Annotated in this window: 11 protein-coding genes; 4 read left to right on the top strand and 7 right to left on the bottom strand. The window is 43.0% G+C overall.

Annotation, left to right across the window (positions count from 1 at the left end):
- The first annotated feature begins 664 nt into the window (after nucleotides 1–664).
- Entirely contained in the window at nucleotides 665–2212 is a 1548-nt protein-coding gene (locus I3249_RS05055) for an alanine/glycine:cation symporter family protein (RefSeq protein WP_238068958.1), read from the top strand.
- A gap of 598 nt (nucleotides 2213–2810) precedes the next feature.
- Here I3249_RS05055 and I3249_RS05050 read toward each other — a convergent pair.
- Both I3249_RS05050 and I3249_RS05045 read right to left on the bottom strand, forming a co-directional pair.
- The gene (locus I3249_RS05050; RefSeq protein WP_057758535.1) at nucleotides 2811–3416 is read right to left on the bottom strand and encodes a fasciclin domain-containing protein; all 606 of its coding nucleotides are present in this window, start codon (nucleotides 3414–3416) and stop codon (nucleotides 2811–2813) included.
- Nucleotides 3417–3839: 423 nt separating this feature from the next.
- Entirely contained in the window at nucleotides 3840–4394 is a 555-nt protein-coding gene (locus tag I3249_RS05045) for a fasciclin domain-containing protein (RefSeq protein ID WP_057758533.1), read from the bottom strand.
- 572 nt (nucleotides 4395–4966) lie between these two features.
- Between I3249_RS05045 and metH the strand changes: the two genes are divergently transcribed.
- From metH to I3249_RS05030, 3 genes are all read left to right on the top strand, one after another.
- Nucleotides 4967–8770 (top strand): methionine synthase, encoded by a 3804-nt coding sequence (gene metH / locus I3249_RS05040; protein WP_238068957.1) that lies wholly within the window; start codon nucleotides 4967–4969, stop codon nucleotides 8768–8770.
- Nucleotides 8771–8968: 198 nt separating this feature from the next.
- Nucleotides 8969–9898, top strand: a complete 930-nt coding sequence (locus I3249_RS05035; protein ID WP_238068955.1) for a bile acid:sodium symporter family protein — start codon at nucleotides 8969–8971, stop codon at nucleotides 9896–9898.
- A gap of 561 nt (nucleotides 9899–10459) precedes the next feature.
- Nucleotides 10460–11287, top strand: coding sequence for a hypothetical protein (locus I3249_RS05030; protein WP_238068953.1), 828 nt, complete (start codon nucleotides 10460–10462; stop codon nucleotides 11285–11287).
- A 247-nt stretch (nucleotides 11288–11534) separates the two neighbouring features.
- On the opposite strand, the gene I3249_RS05025 is transcribed toward I3249_RS05030, so the two are convergent.
- From I3249_RS05025 to I3249_RS05005, 5 genes are all read right to left on the bottom strand, one after another.
- Nucleotides 11535–11681 carry a DUF2256 domain-containing protein gene (locus tag I3249_RS05025; protein WP_238068951.1) on the bottom strand — a complete coding sequence of 49 codons (147 nt, stop codon included), beginning with the start codon at nucleotides 11679–11681 and terminating at the stop codon, nucleotides 11535–11537.
- Nucleotides 11682–11719: 38 nt separating this feature from the next.
- A complete protein-coding gene (locus I3249_RS05020) occupies nucleotides 11720–11896 on the bottom strand; it encodes a DUF2256 domain-containing protein (protein ID WP_238068949.1) in 177 nt (58 codons plus the stop codon).
- 31 nt (nucleotides 11897–11927) lie between these two features.
- Nucleotides 11928–18059: a DNA repair ATPase gene (locus I3249_RS05015; RefSeq protein ID WP_238068947.1), complete on the bottom strand. Its 6132-nt coding sequence runs from the start codon at nucleotides 18057–18059 to the stop codon at nucleotides 11928–11930.
- A gap of 386 nt (nucleotides 18060–18445) precedes the next feature.
- A complete protein-coding gene (locus I3249_RS05010) occupies nucleotides 18446–20521 on the bottom strand; it encodes a hypothetical protein (protein ID WP_160023089.1) in 2076 nt (691 codons plus the stop codon).
- A 283-nt stretch (nucleotides 20522–20804) separates the two neighbouring features.
- The gene (locus I3249_RS05005; RefSeq protein ID WP_238068945.1) at nucleotides 20805–21455 is read right to left on the bottom strand and encodes a hypothetical protein; all 651 of its coding nucleotides are present in this window, start codon (nucleotides 21453–21455) and stop codon (nucleotides 20805–20807) included.
- Nucleotides 21456–21489 lie beyond the last annotated feature (34 nt).

Here is a 21489-nt window from a genome sequence, read left to right as displayed (position 1 = left end):
AGAGTACAAACAATTATTTATAAATAATCCAAATCTTGCTAATGTATCAGCCAAATAAAATACGAATATATCTACCGTCTATAAAGAAATTTCTAGTAATTAGTACAAAAATATGGCAAATTGCAGTTACGTAGCCGTACGGTTTGAATACATTTGGTAGTGGACTTATAGTTTGATTAGTATTAGCGAGTTGTTAATTTCTTAATAAAAACATCAATTAACTGTCAAATTATCGCTAAATACTGTCAATTCGCCATACCAGTCATGGATTCATTCAAGACAGCTCATAGTAAGTTGAATGCCATCATGGTGATGGGTATTTAATTATATAACCGCCTGTTTTATCCGCCGGTTAACTTATGATTCATCTGATGTATAACATGATGATAGAAGACCGCAGTAGTTGAGGTTGTAGAATAATAGTAAACGCAGCTGATATTTATATTGTCAGTGATAAGCGCTATGCAAATAGTCCGTATTACTGACGAGATACGCGGGTAAATACAGACAACTACAGTCCATTCTTGGTGGCCAAGCACATGAGACTTAGACAACAAATAAGTCGATGCAGAGACTTTAACTGCTTAACTTAAATAAGTAAGTTAACCAGTTAGTTTACTCCTAGCAAACAGTGCCACCTTGAGACAGTACTAGGAACATAAATATGGAAGGTTTAGTTAACTTAGTAAATGGAATTATTTGGAGCCCAGCGCTGATTTATCTCTGCTTGGGTGCTGGTCTGTTCTATTCCATTATGACGCGCTTTGTACAAGTACGTCTATTCGGTGAGATGATCAAACTCCTATTCACTGGTAAATCTAGTGCACAGGGTATCTCATCATTTCAGGCACTTGCCGTCTCACTCGCCGGTCGTGTGGGTATGGGTAACATCGCTGGGGTAGCTGCTGCTATCGGCTTCGGTGGCCCAGGTGCCGTTTTCTGGATGTGGATCGTAGCCTTCCTAGGCGCATCTACAGCCTATGTCGAATCTACTCTTGCTCAGATTTACAAAGAAAAAGATGTGGTAACTGGCGAATATCGCGGTGGCCCAGCTTATTACTTTGAACGTGCCCTTGGTCAAAAGTGGTACGGCATCCTCTTCGCAATCGCTTCTATTTTATCATGTGGTATGTTCTTACCTGGTGTACAGGCGAACGGTGTTATCAGTGCATTTGCACAGGTAATGGGTGAAGGTACGATCATGAACGTTGCAGGCCTAGAAGTTGGCTCTATGCGTTTGGTCGGCTTGGCTATCATATTAGTGGTGCTAGGTATCATCATCTTTGGTGGTATTAAGCGTATTGCAACCTTTACTGAGTTTGCAGTACCTTTCATGGCATTAGGTTATATTGCCCTAGCGCTAATCATCATGTTCAGCAACTTCAGCTTGATTCCAGATGTATTTGGTATGATTGTTGGTGATGCATTCACTGCACAAGCAGGTTTTGGTGCTGCGATCGGTTGGGGTGTGAAACGTGGTATCTACTCCAACGAAGCTGGTCAGGGTACAGGTCCTCACGCTGCTGCTGCTGCTGAAGTTGAGCATCCATCACAGCAGGGTCTCGTTCAGGCATTCTCAGTATATGTTGATACATTACTAGTATGTTCTGCTACTGCATTCATGATCTTATCTACTGGTATGTACAACATTCAAGGTACGCTACCAGATGGTCAGTTCATCGTACAGAACGTCGCCGCTGCTACTGAAATCAATGCTCCTGCTTTCACGCAAATGGCAATGGAATCTGTATACGGTACGTTTGGTAATGTCTTTATCGCAATCGCTGTATTCTTCTTTGCCTTTACGACAATTCTGGCTTACTACTACATCGCTGAAGTAAACGTCGCTTACTTAACACGTTTCCTCGGTCGTAGTGCGAACAGAACTGGTCTATTCCTAGTGAAAGTGCTTATCATGGCGATGGTTGCTTATGGTGGTCTAAACTCAGCTGGTTATATCTGGGCAATCGGTGATATCGGTGTTGGTCTTATGGCTTGGCTTAACATTGTTGGTATTCTTGTCATCTTCATCGTGGCTCGTCCAACCCTTACTATGCTTAAAGACTATGAAGCTCAGCGTAAAGCTGGCGTCACTCGCTATAGTTTTGATCCTGCTAAATTCGGCATCAAAAACGCACCGTATTGGGAAGAACGTCATCTAGCACAGCAAAGAAGCATGAACGCTGATCCATTACGTAAAGATAAAGTGTAAGTCGATTTAATAAGATTGCTATTTAATCTTATTGAATAAACAAAAAGCCCGAGACCATGGTCTCGGACTTTTTTGTTTGGATAGTTTTCTACACCACTACAGAATAGCTTACCGAAAAAACATCAAAACCTACGTTCATAAAAACTGATTTAATACCTTAAAATCACCCCTTTATCTCTCAAAATCAACCTGTCTTTGAAATAACATATAACTGTTATTTTGTATTTTGCCTGTCTTCTTTATAGAGCTCGCTTTAGCATTTTATAACCTTATTTGGTGGTGTTTTAAAAAGTATGCTGGCGATAAAAGTCAATAAGAAATCTATGCTAAGTTCTCTGATTCTATAGGGCTTTCAAGGCTTCAAAAATTGTTCAAATTTTAATCAGCATACTTTTTGACACACCACCCCTTATTTTAATTAGGTAGCCGCACACGTATAGTTAACCCATAGCTTATCTCATCGCTTAAACTTCTGCGCCTTAACTTCCCTATTCTTGATTTCTGCGTCCTTAATTCATAGACGTAAGAAAGCCTAGCACGATGGCTAGGCTTTCTTTAACTAACTTATAGATTATGAATCTACGCGTTAATAAATAGCTTATTCAGGCATTAATACTGCATCGATAGTGTGTACCACACCATTGGTTGCCATGATATCTGTACCAGTGATATTTGCTGTATTACCAGTAGCGTCAGTAATTACATTATCTTCACTAATAGTAATGGTTTTACCATTCGCTGTTTCGATCTCAGTACCGTATGGGATATCAGCCGCTTTAACTTCCATTGCTAGTACATGGTAAGGAAGAACCGTTTTTAGCAAGTCTGTATTGGCCAATAATTCTTCTTTAGTTACGCCTAGTTTTTCTAACACTGGCGCAAACGCATCATCAGTTGGGGCAAATACAGTATGCTTAGTTTCTTCCATTAGCATAGTATCAAGACCAGCAGCCTGTAGCGCAGCGGTTAAGATAGTTAAGTTTTCGTTTTCTGCTGCGATTTCAGCAATAGTTTGAGTCGCTTCCATATCCATTTCGGCCATTGGTTCTGCTTCAACAGCTTCTGTCTCAGCAACTGGCTCAACTGCCATTTCTTCAGTGGCTTCTGGTTCAGTTGGTTCTGCAACAGTTTCAGTATCGTTACACGCTGCTAGTGACATGGCTGCGGTTACAACTGCGATAGATAACAAGTTCTTCTTTAACATAGGTAATTCCTTTTTGGATAAATAATCGATTAAGGGATTTATTTAAATTAATAATTTTCGATAAATATAATAGCGACTGACAACCAATAGATGTACCAATTACTTAGTCATACTATTTAGGCCGTTATATTGATAGTTCTCAGTCTAACTGTTTAATTTTCAAATGGTATTTACTTAGGTAGCAACACTGTATCAATCACGTATATAGCATTGTTTGCTTGTATATCGGTTATTGCGATATTTGAGACAAAATGATGTGGATTAACTATTTTCGGATTTTTATTTAGAAAATTCCAACCTAAATAGAAATTTATATAGATAAAGCTCTAAAGTCTAAAACAGCCATTGTCTGATAATGAAATCATCACAAACAATGGCTGTTTAGTCTTGCAATAAATACAGTGGGTATGCCTCAGCTAATACTTATTTGGGCAACAATACTCTATCAATTACATGAACGACGCCATTATTGGCAGCGATATCAGTCTTCACAATATTCGTCGTGCGACCATTCTCATCCATCAATTTGCCTTCTTTGGTTACCATCAACGTGTCTTTGCTAGCGGTCATTACGTTACCAGGCTTCACATCTTTGGCATACATAGCCATATCACCAGCGACTACGTGATAACCCAATACTTTAGTCAATAGTGGTTTATTGGCAAATAACTGTGCTTTAGTCATACCTGTTTCTTGCAATGCTTGCATAAAGGCAGCATTGGTCGGTGCAAATACCGTATAGTGAGCGTTAGGATCAGACAACATATCAACTAGACCTGCTGCTTGTACCGCTTCTACCAATACTGAAAAATCAGGATTACTTTGCGCAATTTGTACAACATTCATCTTAGCCATACTCTGACTGTGCATTGGTGCTTTCATATCACCTGTCTTCGCTGGCATCATATTATTACAAGCACTTAGACCTGCGATTGAGATAGCCAATGTACCGATGGTGGCAATTTTAGTAAGTTTCATAACATTTTCCTTAATGATTTGAATTTCTTTGACGTTGGTATTGTTTCAACTATGATATTACTGTCTTACAGATCATCCTGCCTGCTAATGCCATTTGCTCACTGCACTATACTGCTAACATTGATACTCTTAGTACCAGTTATTGCTAATAAATGAGCCTATATTTATAAGTAGGGCTTACTAAGACCTTGTATTTCTGAAATTAAATTAACATGTAAACAATCTTTATCAACCTGACTTTGCGCAATTTTTTGTGGTACGGGTGTAAACTCTGTTTGACTTCTGAGCATTCCCGTTGGCTTTCATTTGCAAAAGAAAAGCTTTATGTAAGCCCTTAGCGAAATGATATTCATTTGTGCGTATCTGCTTTATGAAATAGACTCTAATACCTTGATTTGTTACTCAGCTCTCCTCTTATTTATCTATTGCCAAAGAGGAATATGCAGTATCCCTATGTAGCAAACTTTTCATGCTAAAATAATGCAAATTTGCGGTCCTCTTCGTGAGACTCTGCACGCTACTGGTTTGTTATTCCTTCTTTTTTTAATAATTACGATATAAGCAGCACACCTATGATTCCAACGACGACCTCACCAACCGATTCTCATACCGATACCGCCTCTAACTCCTCATCCGCTAATGACTTTATATTAACGCCGCCTGCTGTATTTCCGTTTAAAGAGCAGCAGCTAACCGCACGTGCACGTATCACTGAGCAGATGGCATCACGCATTTTGATGTTAGACGGTGCGATGGGTACGCAGATTCAGACCTATAAACTAGAAGAAGCGAATTATCGTGGTGAGCGTTTTGCTGATATTGACCAAGATGTACGCGGCAACAACGACTTGCTGGTACTGACTCAGCCGCACATGATTAAAGACATTCATCACGATCATCTGCTAGCGGGCGCTGATATCATCGAGACCAATACCTTTAACGGTACGCGTCTGTCGATGGCTGACTATGACATGCAGTATCTAGTGCCAGAACTAAATAGGACAGCGGCCAAGATTGCTCGAGAAGCGGCGGATGAATTTACCGCAAAAACGTCTGAGAAACCGCGCTTCGTTGCGGGCGTCGTGGGCCCGACGTCACGTACGTGTTCGCTATCGCCTGATGTCAATGATCCTGCGTTTCGTAATATTACCTTTGATGAGTTGGTACTCAACTACCGTGAAGCGACCTTATGCCTGATAGAAGGCGGCGTCGATATTATTTTGATTGAGACGATCTTTGATACACTAAATGCCAAAGCCGCGATATTTGCGATCACTGGTGTGTTTGACGATATTGGCTTTGAGTTGCCAATTATGATTTCGGGTACGATTACCGACGCGTCAGGTCGTACGCTATCGGGTCAAACGGCCGAGGCGTTTTATAACTCTATCCGCCATGCCAAGCCATTATCTGTTGGCTTTAACTGTGCGCTAGGTGCTGATGCGCTGCGTCCACATATTCAGACATTGTCAAACATCGCTGATACCTTTGTCTCTGCGCATCCAAACGCTGGTCTACCCAATGAGTTTGGTGAGTATGATGAAACCGCTGAAGAAACCGCTGCCCTACTCGAAGGTTTTGCCAAAGCAGGTATCCTAAATATCGTGGGCGGCTGCTGTGGGACGACGCCTGAGCATATCCGTCAAATTGCTAAAGTCGTGGCGAATTATCCACCGCGTGTTATTCCTGAGATAGCGCCTGCCTGCCGACTATCAGGTCTAGAGCCATTTACCATCAATTCTGATAGCTTGTTCGTCAATGTTGGTGAGCGTACCAACGTCACAGGCTCCAAAAAATTCCTACGTTTGATTAAAACAGAAGCCTATACCGAAGCTCTTGATGTCGCGCGCGATCAGGTCGAGGGCGGCGCGCAAATCGTCGATATCAATATGGACGAAGGCATGCTCGACTCCAAGCAGGCGATGATTCATTTCGTCAACTTAGTTTCAGGTGAGCCAGATATCAGTCGCGTCCCGCTGATGATTGACTCGTCTAAATGGGACATCATCGAAGAAGGCCTCAAACGCACGCAGGGTAAATCTGTCGTCAACTCCATCTCCCTAAAAGAAGGTCATGCTGAGTTCGTCGAGCGCGCCAAACTGTGCATGCGCTATGGTGCTGCCATTATCGTCATGGCGTTCGATGAAGACGGACAAGCTGACACTTACGAGCGCAAAATTGAGATATCGAAGCGTAGTTATGATGTATTGGTCAATGAAGTGGGCTTCCCTAGCGAGGACATTATCTTTGACCCAAATATCTTTGCCGTCGCCACGGGTATCATCGAGCACAACAACTACGGCGCGGACTTTATCAATGCCACACGCTGGATCACGGAAAACCTACCGAATGCGATGGTCTCGGGTGGTGTGTCCAACGTTTCATTTAGTTTCCGTGGTAATCCAATCCGTGAAGCGATCAACTCCGTATTCTTATACCACGCGATCAAAAACGGCCTGACCATGGGTATCGTCAACCCAGCCATGCTTGAGCTGTACGATGATATTCCAAAGGAAGCCCGTGACGCTATCGAAGACGTCATGCTCAACCGCAATCAAGGTGAAACTGGTCAAGATGCCACTGAACGTCTAATGACCGTCGCTGAAAACTACCAAGATGGCGGCAAGAAAAAAGACAGTACTGTCGATATGAGCTGGCGCGAAGGCACGGTAGAAGAACGCATCGCCCACGCACTGGTCAAAGGCGTGACGACCTTTATCGAAGCGGATACCAAAGAAGCATGGGAGAAGTACCCTAAACCGCTAGAAGTCATTGAAGGGCCACTGATGGACGGTATGAATATCGTCGGTGACCTATTCGGTGCGGGTAAAATGTTCCTACCGCAAGTCGTAAAATCTGCCCGTGTAATGAAGCAATCGGTCGCATGGCTAAACCCGTATATCGAAGCGGAAAAAGTCGAAGGCGAAGTCAAAGGTAAAATCCTAATGGCAACCGTCAAAGGCGACGTCCATGATATCGGTAAAAATATCGTCGGTGTGGTACTCGGCTGTAACGGCTATGATATCGTCGATTTGGGCGTCATGGTGCCATGTGAAAAAATCCTCGATACTGCCATCGCAGAAAAAGTTGATATCATCGGTCTGTCTGGTCTGATTACCCCAAGTCTCGATGAGATGGTCTATGTCGCCAAGCAAATGCAAGAGCGCGGCATGACACTACCATTGATGATCGGCGGTGCAACGACGTCGAAAGCGCATACTGCCGTCAAGGTCGAGCCGCAATATCAAAACGATGGCGTCATCTATGTATCGGATGCTTCGCGCTCAGTCGGTGTGGTGACCAAATTACTATCAAAAGAACACCGTCAAGCGCTCATCGATGAGACACGCGAAGAGTATGTCAAAGTGCGTGAGCGTCTGGCTAAGCGTCAACCAAAAGCTGCCAAAGTCACCTATGCCGAATCAGTCAAGATTGGCTTTCAGTATGATTGGGAAACCTATGTGCCACCAGTGCCAAATAAACTAGGACAAGTGATATTGGATGACTATCCAATCGCGAATCTGCTGCCTTATATTGACTGGACACCATTCTTCATCTCTTGGGGTCTGACCGGTAAATACCCGAAAATATTGCAAGATGATGTGGTTGGTGAAGCGGCTCGCGATTTGTTTGAAAATGCCGAAGAGCTGCTACACAAAATGATTGATGAAAAATCAATCGTAGCGAAAGGGGTGTTTAAACTGATGCCCGCGCGCCGTACTGGCGCAGATACCGTCACTGTATATGACAATGACCCACAAAATGGTGGTAAACCGACCTACCAGTTTGAGCACTTACGTCAGCAAAGCGACAAGGCAAGCGGCAAGCCTAACTTTAGCTTGGCAGACTTTATCTCACCATCAGACACCCACACTGATCACTTGGGCGGCTTTACTGTTTCTATCGTCGGTACAGAAGCACTGGCTGAGCAATACAAAGCAGCAGGCGATGACTATAATGCCATTATGGTACAGGCGCTGTCTGACCGCTTAGCTGAAGCATTTGCCGAACATTTACATGAGCTAATACGTAAAGAGTACTGGGGCTACCAACCAACCGAATCACTTACCAATGATGAGATGATTAAAGAAAAATACGTCGGTATCCGCCCTGCACCTGGCTACCCTGCCTGTCCTGAGCATACCGAAAAAGGCAAATTGTTTGACTGGCTTGGTACAGTAGATGCGATCGGTACGACTTTGACTGAAAGCTATGCGATGTGGCCTGCGTCATCGGTCAGCGGATTCTACTATTCACATCCTGACAGTGAATACTTCAACGTCGGAAAAATCAGTCGTGATCAGTTAGAGAGTTATGCTGAGCGTAAAGGCTGGGATATGAAAACAGCTGAGAAGTGGTTAAATCCAAATTTATAGTCGATTGGCTAATAAAGTTATAGAAACCTGATAGTTATTTTTTGGCTTACTTATTTAATATGGGTAAGCCATTTTTTATGGCGCATCCTTTATTTGTTATCAGCAAACTTATCGCTACGTTCATAGCAAAATACTTTTATCATTTACTGACAAGAACCATGCTAGATTATTGTCTACTTTATTATTTTGAGACAGGCTATGAATCAGATTGCATTACTTTCTAGTTGGATTGGCAAAACTTTTGCAATTTGGGCATTGGTCAGTGCTGTTTTGGGATTTATTTTTCCTGAATTTTTTGCCTCGTTGGCTTTTTTAATCGTTCCCATACTTGGCATCATTATGTTTGGGATGGGCATGACACTCAAAACGGCAGATTTCCTAGAAATTGTCAAACGACCAAAGCCTGTACTGGTAGGGCTATTAGCACAGTTCACGCTCATGCCTTTGATCGCTTACCTATTAACGGTCATCTTCAACCTTGATCCTTTAATCGCAGTCGGTGTTATCTTGGTAGGTTGTTGCCCGGGTGGTACTTCTAGTAATGTGATTACGTTCTTAGCCAAAGGTGATGTGGCATTGAGTGTGGCGATTACCTCTATCTCTACCCTGCTTGCGCCTTTTCTGACCCCGATTCTATTAAATGTGTTTGCTGGTCAGCTGATCGACATCGACCTAGCCAGTATGATGATGACCATTACGAAAATCGTTATCTTGCCCATATTACTGGGTGTTATCTTTCATAAGTTTTTGGGTAAAAAAATCGAGTTCGTCACCGAGGTATTGCCGATGGTGTCGGTATTGGGTATCTCTATTATTATAGCGGCAGTGGTGGCAGTATCTAAAGCGACTATCTTAGACAGTGGTGCAATCGTCTTTATCGTAGTTGCCTTACACAATATGATGGGTTATACCTTAGGATATGTAATCGCTCGTTTGTCCGGCTTTACGGAGAAACAACGCCGCGCCATTATGGTAGAGGTGGGCATGCAAAACTCTGGTCTGGGCGCTGCCCTTGCGGCAACTTATTTCAATCCTGTCGCGGCCTTACCTAGTGCGATATTTAGTGTCTGGCATAACTTTAGTGGCGCGTTGGTTGCGAATATTTTTGCTAAGAGAGATGGTAATTAACCAGCGGTAAATTCAGTCGTGATCAATTAGAAATTTATACTGAGTGTGAAAATTAGAATATAAAAACTGCTAAAAAATGGTTGAAACCCAATTTGTAGTAACTAACTTTCTTACGTTTAAATCGATTTCAAAAAATATATGTAGCTATGACGTTTAAATATACCGTCTCCTTTATCTTTTTCATTCAGTAGAAATGCAGTCAATAAAGGAGACGGCGTTTAATTATATATCTGCCAATTTTTTAAATAAATACTTTTATTGCTCACTATCTTCCAGCGACAGTATCTCGAAAAAGCTCTTCGAACCTTTAATACTTTGACCTTTTCGCTAATAAATTTACTTTTTACAGCTTCTTCTCGCTTTTACACTCTTTTTATTTCATAACCAACCTCTCCATTTTACTCATTTAGAAAATACTTTTTGGATTGGATTAACTGAAAAATGTTTGTTATATTCATAAATACTGATTTATATATTCTTTAATTAACATAATAAGGAGATGCAAGGCACTGACTTTCAGCTGAGTGAGATTTTATATTTTTAAATCAAGGAGAGATAAAAATGAAATCATTTAAACTAGCATTATTAGCCATGACAACAGCACTGATTTTACAGGGATGTGGTAGTGACTCTGATTCTGATGAATCACCGACGTCGCAACCTGATCAACCAGATGTTACACAACCTGATCAGCCCAATATTGATACTGAAATCGTCGGCATGTGGAGTAGCGACGATACCGCTAGTGGAGAGTTATCAACTATTATATTCATGGATGATGGGACTTATATACAGACCCAAGTCGATAGTAGCCAATCAACCAGTGAAGCTGGAAATGGTATGGAATTAGGCAGTTATAGCGTCAGTAGTACAGAAGGCAAACTGACCGCTACGCCTATCTTTGATAAAAACGGTACCTCTGGATTATCAGATTCTGTCATGCGTTATGCTCAGGTATCTAACGGTAAATTTATCCTGAAAGTAGATGAAAACGGAAATGGCATCATTGATAGTAACGAAAGCTATCGTTTCTCAGAAACTAAGTCTGAAAGTATTTTAGGACCTTGGGATTTCGATGATGCTGATGACAACGAACTACTGGGCTTAGCATTCTTAGAAAACGGTACTTATATCTACGTGCAAGTTGACGAGGATAGGTCAGTCGATAATTCCGAAAATGGTATGGAATGGGGTAACTACACTGTTGATGCTGTTACTGGTCAATTAACTACTACTATAATTTATGATGGCAATGCGGGGACTGGATTATCAGAACCACGCACGCGTTACGCTCGAGTAACAGGTAATACTGCCCTTACTATTGAAGTGGACGATAACCAAGACGATGTCATAGACTATGAAGAGATGTTTAAATTCTCAAGACCCTAATCCAACAGTGTAATAGCCACTGATAGCCAATAAAAACGTTAGAGTTATTCTCTATTTTCTAGTGAGAATGACTTTAGTCTTTTTAGGCAAAAGTATTTATAAGTAAACGACCTATATCTCATCTTCTGTAAATTAGACGACGGTGTCGAATGGAAGAAGTACTTATGAAAGAACATTACTAATAATAAGCCATCAACTTAATAAAGCTTCAGCCAATCTATGATCGGCTGAAGCTTTATATTTTGGTCTATTCATCTTTTGCTTTCCCTCGCCGACACTTCTCAGAACAATAAATCACCTGCTCCCAGTCTTCCTCCCACTTTTTACGCCATGTAAATGGGCGCTGGCAGACGGGGCAGATTTTTTGCGGTAGGTTTACTTTTTTATGTGCCATCGTCTACTCCCTTATATCTATATAACCCTATTTCATTACTAACGACTACTTGTCTTCTTTTGATGATCCAGCCCTTCATATTTTTTTACCCGTCGGCATTGGTCGGAGCAATAGACCATGCTCTCCCAGTTTTTATCAAGCTTCTTAGTCCAACTAAACTCGCGCTCGCAGACAGGGCAGAGTTTTTTGCGAACGTTCTTCTTTTTGTGCGCCATAATTTTCTCATTGGTTTGTTTACTACATTAGTCACTGGTCATAGTCGTCAAATATTTTATTTAGGCGATTGAGACTATTAACGATTAACTTACCAGATTGATCGGCGCTGGTATCAATCGCCAACTTCTCATCCATCCGCATCGTCAATGGCTCTAACGCTTGCTTGAGGGCAGTTGCCATCAGTGCCGTTTGCTGATGAATATCAGGGATATCGCTATCGGCTGTTTGATTATCATTATTGCTAACCAAGCTATCCGCCATTTTTTGCGCCAGTTGTTCAACAGCGTTGACCAGCTGCACCATGAGCTGTTTTTGTGCATATTGGTTTTGCTTGAGATACTCGCCTTCTGACTTATGATCGTGCTTATATATTTGTAGCAATTGACTCACACTTTTCTCAAAGCCATTATCGATACTATCGCTGACGACTTTGGCATTGTTAATGACACTATCGGCAAGTATTTTTTGTGCTTCTAATTGGGCGTTTAGCTGGGCATCGAGTTGCGCTTGTTGACCTGCTTCTCGTAAGCGAGCGATTTGTTCAGGATCATTTTTCGTTAAGTATGTCTCAAACTGGCTACTGATGGCATTGAAACCACTGGCCAAGTCGACCAACTGGGCGACGATACGTGCGCCCGTATCGCCATCTTCACCGCCCATGGCTTTGTTACGTAGGAAGTCGGCTTTGATTTGCGCCCAACGCTCTTTTTCTGATTCGGTTAAGACACCACGCATCTCACCAAGCTTGAGCAAGTTACTCTCTGCGCCTTGGGTCAATAGCTGCGACTCGCCCAGATAGTGATCGTCTATCAGCTGATTCAGCTCTTCTTCATTCATGACCGCTGATAGCTTTTCGGTCATCTTATTCATATTACGATAACTGCCTTGCAGCTTAAATATCGGCTCAACACGATACTTATCATCTTGCGAGGCGGAGGCAATATAGGCTTGGTTGACGTCCAGAATGACTTCTTGCACCCTAAACATATGGCGCAAAATAGCGACAATCTCGTTAACTTCTGAAGTGCTATACGGATACGTCAAATCGCTGCTTTGTGCTTGAGCAAGATTCGCATTGTCCGTTTTTGCCATTTTAATCAAACGATGCACATCGCTTAAGTCACGGTTGGCCATTGGTGCGAGGACGGTATTAGAGGTCAGCGAGTTTTCAATATAACTGAGTGCAAACACCTCTTCCATGCCGCTCATGATATCGCCTAAGTTATAGATATCGGCACGGTTGGCGAGCATGTCCGGCACTTTGAAAGCCTCGCCGCTTTCGGTATACGGGTTACCTGCCATGACCACGCAGAACTTTTTGCCACGCATGTCATAGGTCTTGGTTTTGCCTTGCCAGACACCATCGATACGGCGTGTACCGTCACCCAACGAGATAAACTTTTGCAAAAATTCCGCATGGGTATGCTGAATATCATCGAGATAGAGCATGACGTTATTGCCCATCTCAAATGCCAAGTTGATTTTATTCAGCTCTTCTCGGGCGGTAGCATTTGGTGCTTTTTCTGGATCTAATGAGGTGACGTCATGACCAAGTGACGGACAGTTAATCTTCATAAAGATAAGGCCGAGACGATTTGCCACGTACTCCATCAAGGTGGTTTTACCATACCCTGGTGGCGATATCATCATGAGGATACCCATCAGATCAGTACGCTTATCCTCACCAACCGTGCCCATCTGTTTGGCAAGATTGTCACCGATGAGCGGCAGATAGCTCTCGTTAATCAGACGGTTACGCACAAACGAAGACAATGGACGCGGCATAAACTCGTCCAATCGCAACGTCTCTTTTGAATCATGCAATATCTCTGAGCGCATGGCCAGATAACGTCTATAGGCAGGGATAACTTGGGTATCATGATGATGTAGACGATTTAAGAAATCATCAACGGCAAAGGTTAAGGTCTGCTGATGAATACGTATATGCTCACCCAGCAAATTATTGACTTGTATCTCAAGCGATACCTTACCCGTGCTACGTTCAAAACTTTGCACTTGATTGAGCGGATTATTAATACTGGTCAATGATGTAGTCGATGACGTAGCCGACGAGGTGATTGAGGAAAATAACAAGGCCGATGGTGTGCCACTTGCGCCTGTACTGTTTAAACCTTGATTGCCCAATCCTTTAGCACTTAGCCCTTTATTAAAAGCCCCTTTATTAAAGCTAGCACCTGAATCAATCAATCGTTGCACCAAAGCTTCACGCTGGGCATCATTTAATTGGGTAAGCAAGACAGCAATGGCTTCAGGCACATAATGACGGCCACTTTCTAATTGCTGCTTGCGTAGCGCGTTTTGTGTTTCAATCTCGGCAAGCTGCTCTTCACTGAGTGCCTCGCCTGCCTCATCCGTGCCATCAGCCGATTCAGTACCACCATAAGTCTTATCAAGTAGTGCATGAAACCATGTGGCCAATAGCTCATAGGCTGATTTGGGTTGGAATCCAAGCTTACTGATAGAAGACTGTAGTTGATCAAAACTGGCGGTATTTTGCGTGCTACCTGACGCGCTATTTAGCGTTTGGCTTAGCTGCTCACACAACTGCTGCGCTTGTTGGCTGGTTTGCCATTTTATTGTGTTATGTGCGCCGGCATTGGTTTCAGCCGACTGTCCCATGACGCTCACCAAATATTCACAAGCAAGCTGAACGTAGCTTGGTTTGAAGATGTTAGCGCCTTTATCAACGCTACCATCTTTATCAGCGCTAAGACTGTCATCATTATGAGCCATAACAAAATGACGCATCACTTGGCTCATGTCCTCGACCAGTAAAGATTTAGCCGTATCGCTGCCCAATGCACGGCGCAGTTGCTCGGCGGTCGCGGCTCTATCTGTCCAGTTATTTGCGCGTGTCAGCACTGATTCATTTAACCAAGCGTCATAACCAAATTGACGTAAACTGTCTAGACCAAGTGCTTGCACGATCTTTAACTGCCAATAGAATAATTGCGCCAATGCTCGTACTTGCGGGGTATAAATCAGTAGCCCTGCCTCACGCAATGTCGGCAGGATTTGCATCAGTAATAGCGTGGCATCATGGTCATGAATGCCTTTGTCATAGCCAAGCTGATAGCGAGGGGTGGCGTAAGCTTTGACCAGTTTGGACAATGGACTGTCATTATCAATATCACCATTAACATCGAGCGTAATGACAGTCGCATCGTATGCTTGATATAGGCGCGCTTCAGTCAGTCCATCTTGGCTGTTCTTAGCACTTTCGATAATGCTATAGGCTAAGTACTCGGCGCGGTACACCTTGTCAGACTCGGAGGCAATATTCATGTCCCAATACGGGCGCAAGGCGTTTAGCTCAGCATTATTAAGCACTTCATAATAGTCGGTACCCGTTAGATGCAAGTTCAGCACGCGCTTGCCATCTGACTGCTGACGGCTCAACAAGGTCAAATCTAATGGCTGAGTATTGACTGAAAAACGATGCTTACCCAGTTTGATGATTTGACCACCATCTTCAAACAAGTCCGACTTGTCTTTTAAGCTCTTATAGCTCTCGATTTGGATGGCTTTTAGACGGGCATCGATGTCATCTGCTTTGACACTAAAGCCCATCGCTTGCAGCTCTTTTGCGATGTTGCGCACCTTTTGCACCAGACCATCAGCCGCAAAATACGTATTTAACGCTTCCTCTTCTGTAAATCCCGTGACACCCGTGCTTTGCGTACGTTTTTTGATACTTTCAAGCATCCGCAGCGCGCCATCACCTAAGTTTTGTGCTTTACGATTACGAGCATCGAGCAATTGCTGCTTATGGTTTTCAAAAGTTTCGTAAATCTCTTCACGTTTACTGATAATATCAGCTAAAAACTGATCGCCACTATTGGTTTCTGGATCAGCGAACTGGCTTTCCAACTCTTCTAACTGTACCAATAACTTTGCCATTTGCTCATCTGATTTCTCAGGGGTATTAGCAATCGATAAGGCGTTGGCAATGGACTGACCAAACAGCTTAAACTGAGCACCAAATTGCGCAACGGCCTCAGCAGAGCCTAGATTTTTGCGTTTATGATTAAGCTTGGCTTTGCTCTGATTTAGGCTGGCATAAATGGTCGATATGTCATCTATGATTTGCGTACGTACCGTGGCATCGGCAACATCCAACGTACCTAACAGCTCGGTTAATAAATCTAACCCTTGCGCTGTTTCATCAATTTTTTCCAGTACGGGTTTTAGCTCAGCATTGGTTTCAGCGGTATTCAAGCGCTCACTGACATCGACCAATATGCCTTCGTAGCTTGATAGCGCCTCTTCACCACTTAAAAACAGCACCGTTTTTTCAGCAAGCTCGCTCTCTGCTTCCTCTAATTGCTTTTGCAATGCTTGTAACTTATCAGCATCTAGATAACGCAAATCCTCCAAGCTGACCAAACGGCCTTTTTGGCGTCTTAACGCTGACAACTGATCGACATAATCACTGGCAGACTCAAAACTAGTAACGCGTATCTGCCGCAAAATCTCACTTTGCAGCGTATCAGCATCGGCTAGCGCAGTTTGGGTTTGCTTTTGGATACTTTGTACTTTGGCGAACTCATCGATGACAAGCTCAGCCGTGGCCGTCACTTCCTTGATACTACTGGCGACTTCGCTCAGCTCAGGCTCAGACAGCCAATAATAGCTGTCAAAGAGACGACTGGTATTGTCAGCCAACTCTTCATAGAGCTTTTGAGAGACGCTTTGATTGTCAATCAGGCGAGTAATGCTATACAGGTCTGAGATACCACGTACCAGTTCTTTATTGCCAATTTTGCCATAGAAGCTCGTGCTTTCTGGCAGCTCACTCACATACTCGTATGAGGCATAAGGGGTATGCCATATCTGCATCGGGTGAATACGAGATGGCTCACTTTGATCGCTAAACAGCACCAAACGGCCATTCTCAGCCAAAGCCATACCATTGCAATAGATAGGATTTGCCAATTGCTTTTTAATCAAATTATAAGGAAACAGCCCCGTGATACCCAAGTCTCTATCATAAAATAAGAATAAAACGTCTTCACCATTTGGCGATATGATTTTGCGTTTGAACTTTAAGTCTTTGGCGTCCACGTTATTGGCATCAAACAGCTTATACTCACCCGTCTGTAGATAATAACCACCCGGAAATATGATGCCATGGTCTTCTGGTAGCTGAACACACGACTGTCCAATCGCATCCAATCGTAGCACCGCTTCGGTCAAGGTGTTATAAACAAAATAACGGTAGTCCTCTTCACGATAGGGCAATATTTTGAGCAGGATTAAACTGCCAACTTTGGCATAAGCAATCTCGGCATCGGTCAACGACTGAGTACGATCTTCGACAGGCTCACTATAGATACCCTGCCCTGACTGCGTATTATCCTCAATCTTGATGGTCAGATCTCCACCGACCGTCTCTACAAATATTGTATCCAAGATATTCATATGCGGATATTTGCCGTTGATCATCTGATCGCGTGTGGTTTCTATCCAGTCAAAATCATAGGCAGGCGGCAGCTCAATATCACGCTCGCCGCGATTGTCGACGTAAGCGACTTGAGCAGACTCTGGTGTGCCTTGGCTAAAATCTAGCGCGAAACGGAACACTCGAATATCAGTGATGCGCTCACCAATCTGAAACGCCAATAGCAATTTGCTGTCTTTGACGGTTATTTGAATTAAGCGCGTTTGCTTATAATATCGATACAGCTCATTGAAGTCTTGGACAAAGGCATCTTGACCCAAAAAAGTGCCTGTTAAATCGACCTCTTCAAGTTGGTACTCTTCTTCACTTTCGACTGGCTCAATCAAACGATATAGCGACAATACATCCTTAACATTGCTTGCACGTTTGAGTCCCATAAAAACGTTGTAGCCAAACAGTAGATATTCGCCTACTTGCACCATATCCTGCGCCACACAGTTATGTTCGGTACGGATACGCGTACGGGCGATGACTTGCATTTGAGTACTGCCGAACTCTTCAAGGCGTGCAGTATTTAGCGTGGCCGTCTGTTGCTCTAAACGAGCACCTTGTTCTGTCAAACGTTTTTTGATGATCTCATAAGCATTGCCCGAGGCAACCGCCTGATCAGTTTGGCTTGCTTGACTAGCATTAGGGTTGTCATTGCTATCTGGAGTGGTTAGGTTTTGCGTGTCCGCCATTGTTGCTCGTCCGTTTCTGTTTTTACATAATATAGTCAATCCTTTATAAAAGAGCTACAGCGTTAACCTCGCTTGAAGTATCACATATACATCTGCACTCGGTTGCCTTGTATCTCTTTCAAATTGAATCCACTATAAGAGAATTTTGGGCAATAAAGAATCGTTGAAAGTAAAGAAGCACTTGGCTAATCTAAAAAAACGAGTGGTCACGGCTGATTTTTTAGATTAGCCAACTCATTATTAATAATAAGTTGGCTATCGCTCTATTAAGATGTATAGAACGAGTTGGTTAGATCAGCCTGCCTCCTAAATGACAGGCTAGTTATCAAGAGAGAAATGCATTAATTTTGGCGCATGTCTTCAATCTATAAAGACATGTCTTAATATTAAATGGTTTTATCATCATTTTGCTTGGTTGCTTTCATAGCTTGACTAGCCATCACGCCATTGATAATACCGCTCAACGTATCTGACTTACCTGCTAGGCCATCGATGGCTTTACCGATAGATAGTGACTTGGCAAAGTTATCAAAGAAATGCGCTTCGCCGCCAACAATATCGATTTTGGCTTTTTGTAGTGCTACTGCCAATACTTCAGCATTTTCTTTGGCAATCTCTTTACCTGCGTCGATCGATGCCAGTGCTTCTTGCAAGGCTGTCTCAAGACTCATGCGGAACTCTTCGTGCTCACGCGCTTCTTTATTCATGCTACCCATTGCATTGAATTTCTCGACCAAACCATCTGCTTCGGCTTGGAAGTGTGCGCGAGTGACTTCGGCTTTTGCCAGTCCAACTTCGCGTTCTGCTTTGGCATTAGACTCACCGCGTGCTGCGATGATTTCAGCATCTGCCATACCTTTTTCACGTTCAGCCTTGGCAGTAGATTGACCACGAGCAGCAATAATCTCTGCATCGACCATACCAATGTCACGCTCAGCTTTCGCCTTAGATTCACCGCGAGCCGCGATAACCTCAGCATCTGCCATACCTTTTTCACGCTCTGACTGAGCTTCAGCTTGTCCAGTCGCTTTAATAATATTAGCTCTAGCAATGCCTTCTTTTTCCATAGAGACCGACTTAGCTTCTTGGATAGCAGCTTCAGCAAAGCCATGTGCAGACTCTTCGGCTTTAATACCTTCAGCCATTCTGATTTTGGCTTCTGACTCTTTGGCAGAGGCTTCAAGGTTAGCCGTAGCAAGCGTAGTGATTTCAACGGCTTTATGCTTGGCTGACAACTCTTCGGCTTCGGCTTTTTTCACCTGACGTACTTTGATTTCTTCAGCATCCGCTTCAGCAGCTAGCACGCGTGTTTGCTTAGAACGCTCAGCCTCACTAACTTCGCGAACTTCTTTGATACGCTCTTCTTCTTGCGCCACTGTTTTGTCGACCGCAATACGCTCGCGGATGACATTGGCGATTTCTTTTTTCTCAAGTTCAATCGCACGTTCAGCCTCGATACGTTGCAAGTCAACTTCACGCTCACGAGAGACGATTTCTAAGTCACGAGCACGCGTAACCTTCTCTTCTTCGATGACAACTGCACGCAGACGATTTTGACCTGCTACTTCAATTTCACGTTGCTGATTCTCTCGCTGAATCGCTAAGTCCTGCTCAACCATGATGACGGCCGTTTCTGACTTCTTACGCTCTTCTTCTTCAATCTTACGAGTTTCAGCCGTTTCACGGGCAATCACTGACGATATTTCACGCTTTTGCTTGGCTTCAGCATCGGCTTGTTGACGCTCAAGCTCTAGCATCGCCTCTCTGGTTTCAACGTTCTTTTTCTTAACCGCTAGCTCTTCATCACGCTCAAGCTCATTGGTAATAACGTTTTGAAAAGCCGTTAGTTGAGTAATCTTTTTGATACCTTCAGCATCTAGGATATTACTTGAGTCCAATGATACTTTCGGTGTTTGCTCTAGATAATCGATCGCGACATCTTCTAAGACATAGCCGTTTAGATCGTTACCGATTTCTTGGACGATACTGTCACGAAACTCGCTGCGGTTTTCAAACAATTTAACGAAATCTATTTGCTTACCAACTGTTTTTAGCGCTTCTGAAAACTTGGCATTAAACAGCTCATTAACAGCGACTTTATCTGATGCTCTCTCAACTCCAACCGATTTGGCAACTTTTAATACATCTTCTTCGGTTTCATTGACACGTAGATAAAATGCGACTGTAATATCAGCACGCATATTATCGGCGCAAATTAGCCCTTCTTTACCGCGTCTATCAACTTCTAACGTGATGAGCGAGATTCTCATCAGCTCTTTTTTATTAATAACTGGCCAAACAAAGCCACCATCAAAACGTACGGCTATTTTGCTCACACCGTTAATAATTAGTGCTTTGCCCTGCTCAACCTTGAAGTAAAAGGCTTTGAGCATCAACAGTGCTGCCATAATGAAAACAAACGCCAGCACCACAACCACGCCGACAATAATGAGTATGTCCATATCCATTCCTTTAATTAAAACATTCTATGGTCAATCCTAGATACATCAGATGCCCTGTAGGGTTCGCTTAGCCTACTCTATGTAGCACTTTCACTTGCCTTTCTCATACCTGAACTAGTTGAACCAACAATAACTAAATTTAAAACCGTTCGTATGATGTAAAAATAGAGGTCTTTTAGCTCAATGGCTGCTTATTATTTATCAGGGTTTATCTTATTTTCGAGTTTACTCTATGCTAAAAGCGATGATAGAAAGTCGTATCGACTAAATAATTTATAATTATTTAGTCGATACGAGCGACTTGATAGGTATTTTTTTCTTCTAAATACGCGACCAACATCACTCTATCGCCCTTTTTCAGTAAGCTAGTGCTGTTGTCTGAACGAACTTTGAGTATCAAACCTGCACCGCCATCATTCAACTCTGCCTCACCGTGCTTGTCCGTCACACTAAGTGTGCGCACAATCGCGATTTTGCCTACGTTATTAGCAGAATTACGTTTGGGGATTCTGGCAATGTTTTTGCGGATGGGTGAAATGATCATGCCTGTCAGCCACATAGAAACGACCAATACGAATATTAGTGCCCCTGTGCCAAACACGTAATACAAAACACCAGAGTCAAAGTTTTGATGTAAGAAACTGGTATACAAATAGCTCAATAACCAACCGATTAAACTAACTAAGCTCAATATAATGACTAAAGGCACACCGTAGAGACCAAACTTCAGCATGAGGCCTGTAAAAAAACCGGTCGATGATAAATCAGAGACAGCAGCATCACTACCTGACTCTCCAACATCCACGCTGTCCATATCTGCCATGCCGAGTAAAGATACCACCCAGTATAGAGTAACGAACATCACAAGACCTGTGAAAACAATCGTTGGATATAAACTTATTTTGGTGATGAACGCGAAAAAAGCCTCTTGCATTACGCGGGTTCTCCCTTTGTGAATCTAATCTTCT

The sequence above is a fragment of the Psychrobacter sp. Ps1 genome (genome assembly GCF_022129425.1).
GTDB lineage: Bacteria > Pseudomonadota > Gammaproteobacteria > Pseudomonadales > Moraxellaceae > Psychrobacter.
The sequence above is the reverse complement of the archived record's forward strand: the minus strand, read 5'-3'. Positions and strand labels throughout refer to the sequence as shown.

Coding starts and splice junctions, on each gene's coding strand:
- I3249_RS05055 (WP_238068958.1), top strand. CDS start 665: ATGGAAGGTTTAGTTAACTTAGTAAATGGAATTATTTGGAGCCCAGCG.
- I3249_RS05050 (WP_057758535.1), bottom strand. CDS start 3,416: ATGTTAAAGAAGAACTTGTTATCTATCGCAGTTGTAACCGCAGCCATG.
- I3249_RS05045 (WP_057758533.1), bottom strand. CDS start 4,394: ATGAAACTTACTAAAATTGCCACCATCGGTACATTGGCTATCTCAATC.
- metH (WP_238068957.1), top strand. CDS start 4,967: ATGATTCCAACGACGACCTCACCAACCGATTCTCATACCGATACCGCC.
- I3249_RS05035 (WP_238068955.1), top strand. CDS start 8,969: ATGAATCAGATTGCATTACTTTCTAGTTGGATTGGCAAAACTTTTGCA.
- I3249_RS05030 (WP_238068953.1), top strand. CDS start 10,460: ATGAAATCATTTAAACTAGCATTATTAGCCATGACAACAGCACTGATT.
- I3249_RS05025 (WP_238068951.1), bottom strand. CDS start 11,681: ATGGCACATAAAAAAGTAAACCTACCGCAAAAAATCTGCCCCGTCTGC.
- I3249_RS05020 (WP_238068949.1), bottom strand. CDS start 11,896: ATGGCGCACAAAAAGAAGAACGTTCGCAAAAAACTCTGCCCTGTCTGC.
- I3249_RS05015 (WP_238068947.1), bottom strand. CDS start 18,059: ATGGCGGACACGCAAAACCTAACCACTCCAGATAGCAATGACAACCCT.
- I3249_RS05010 (WP_160023089.1), bottom strand. CDS start 20,521: ATGGACATACTCATTATTGTCGGCGTGGTTGTGGTGCTGGCGTTTGTT.
- I3249_RS05005 (WP_238068945.1), bottom strand. CDS start 21,455: ATGCAAGAGGCTTTTTTCGCGTTCATCACCAAAATAAGTTTATATCCA.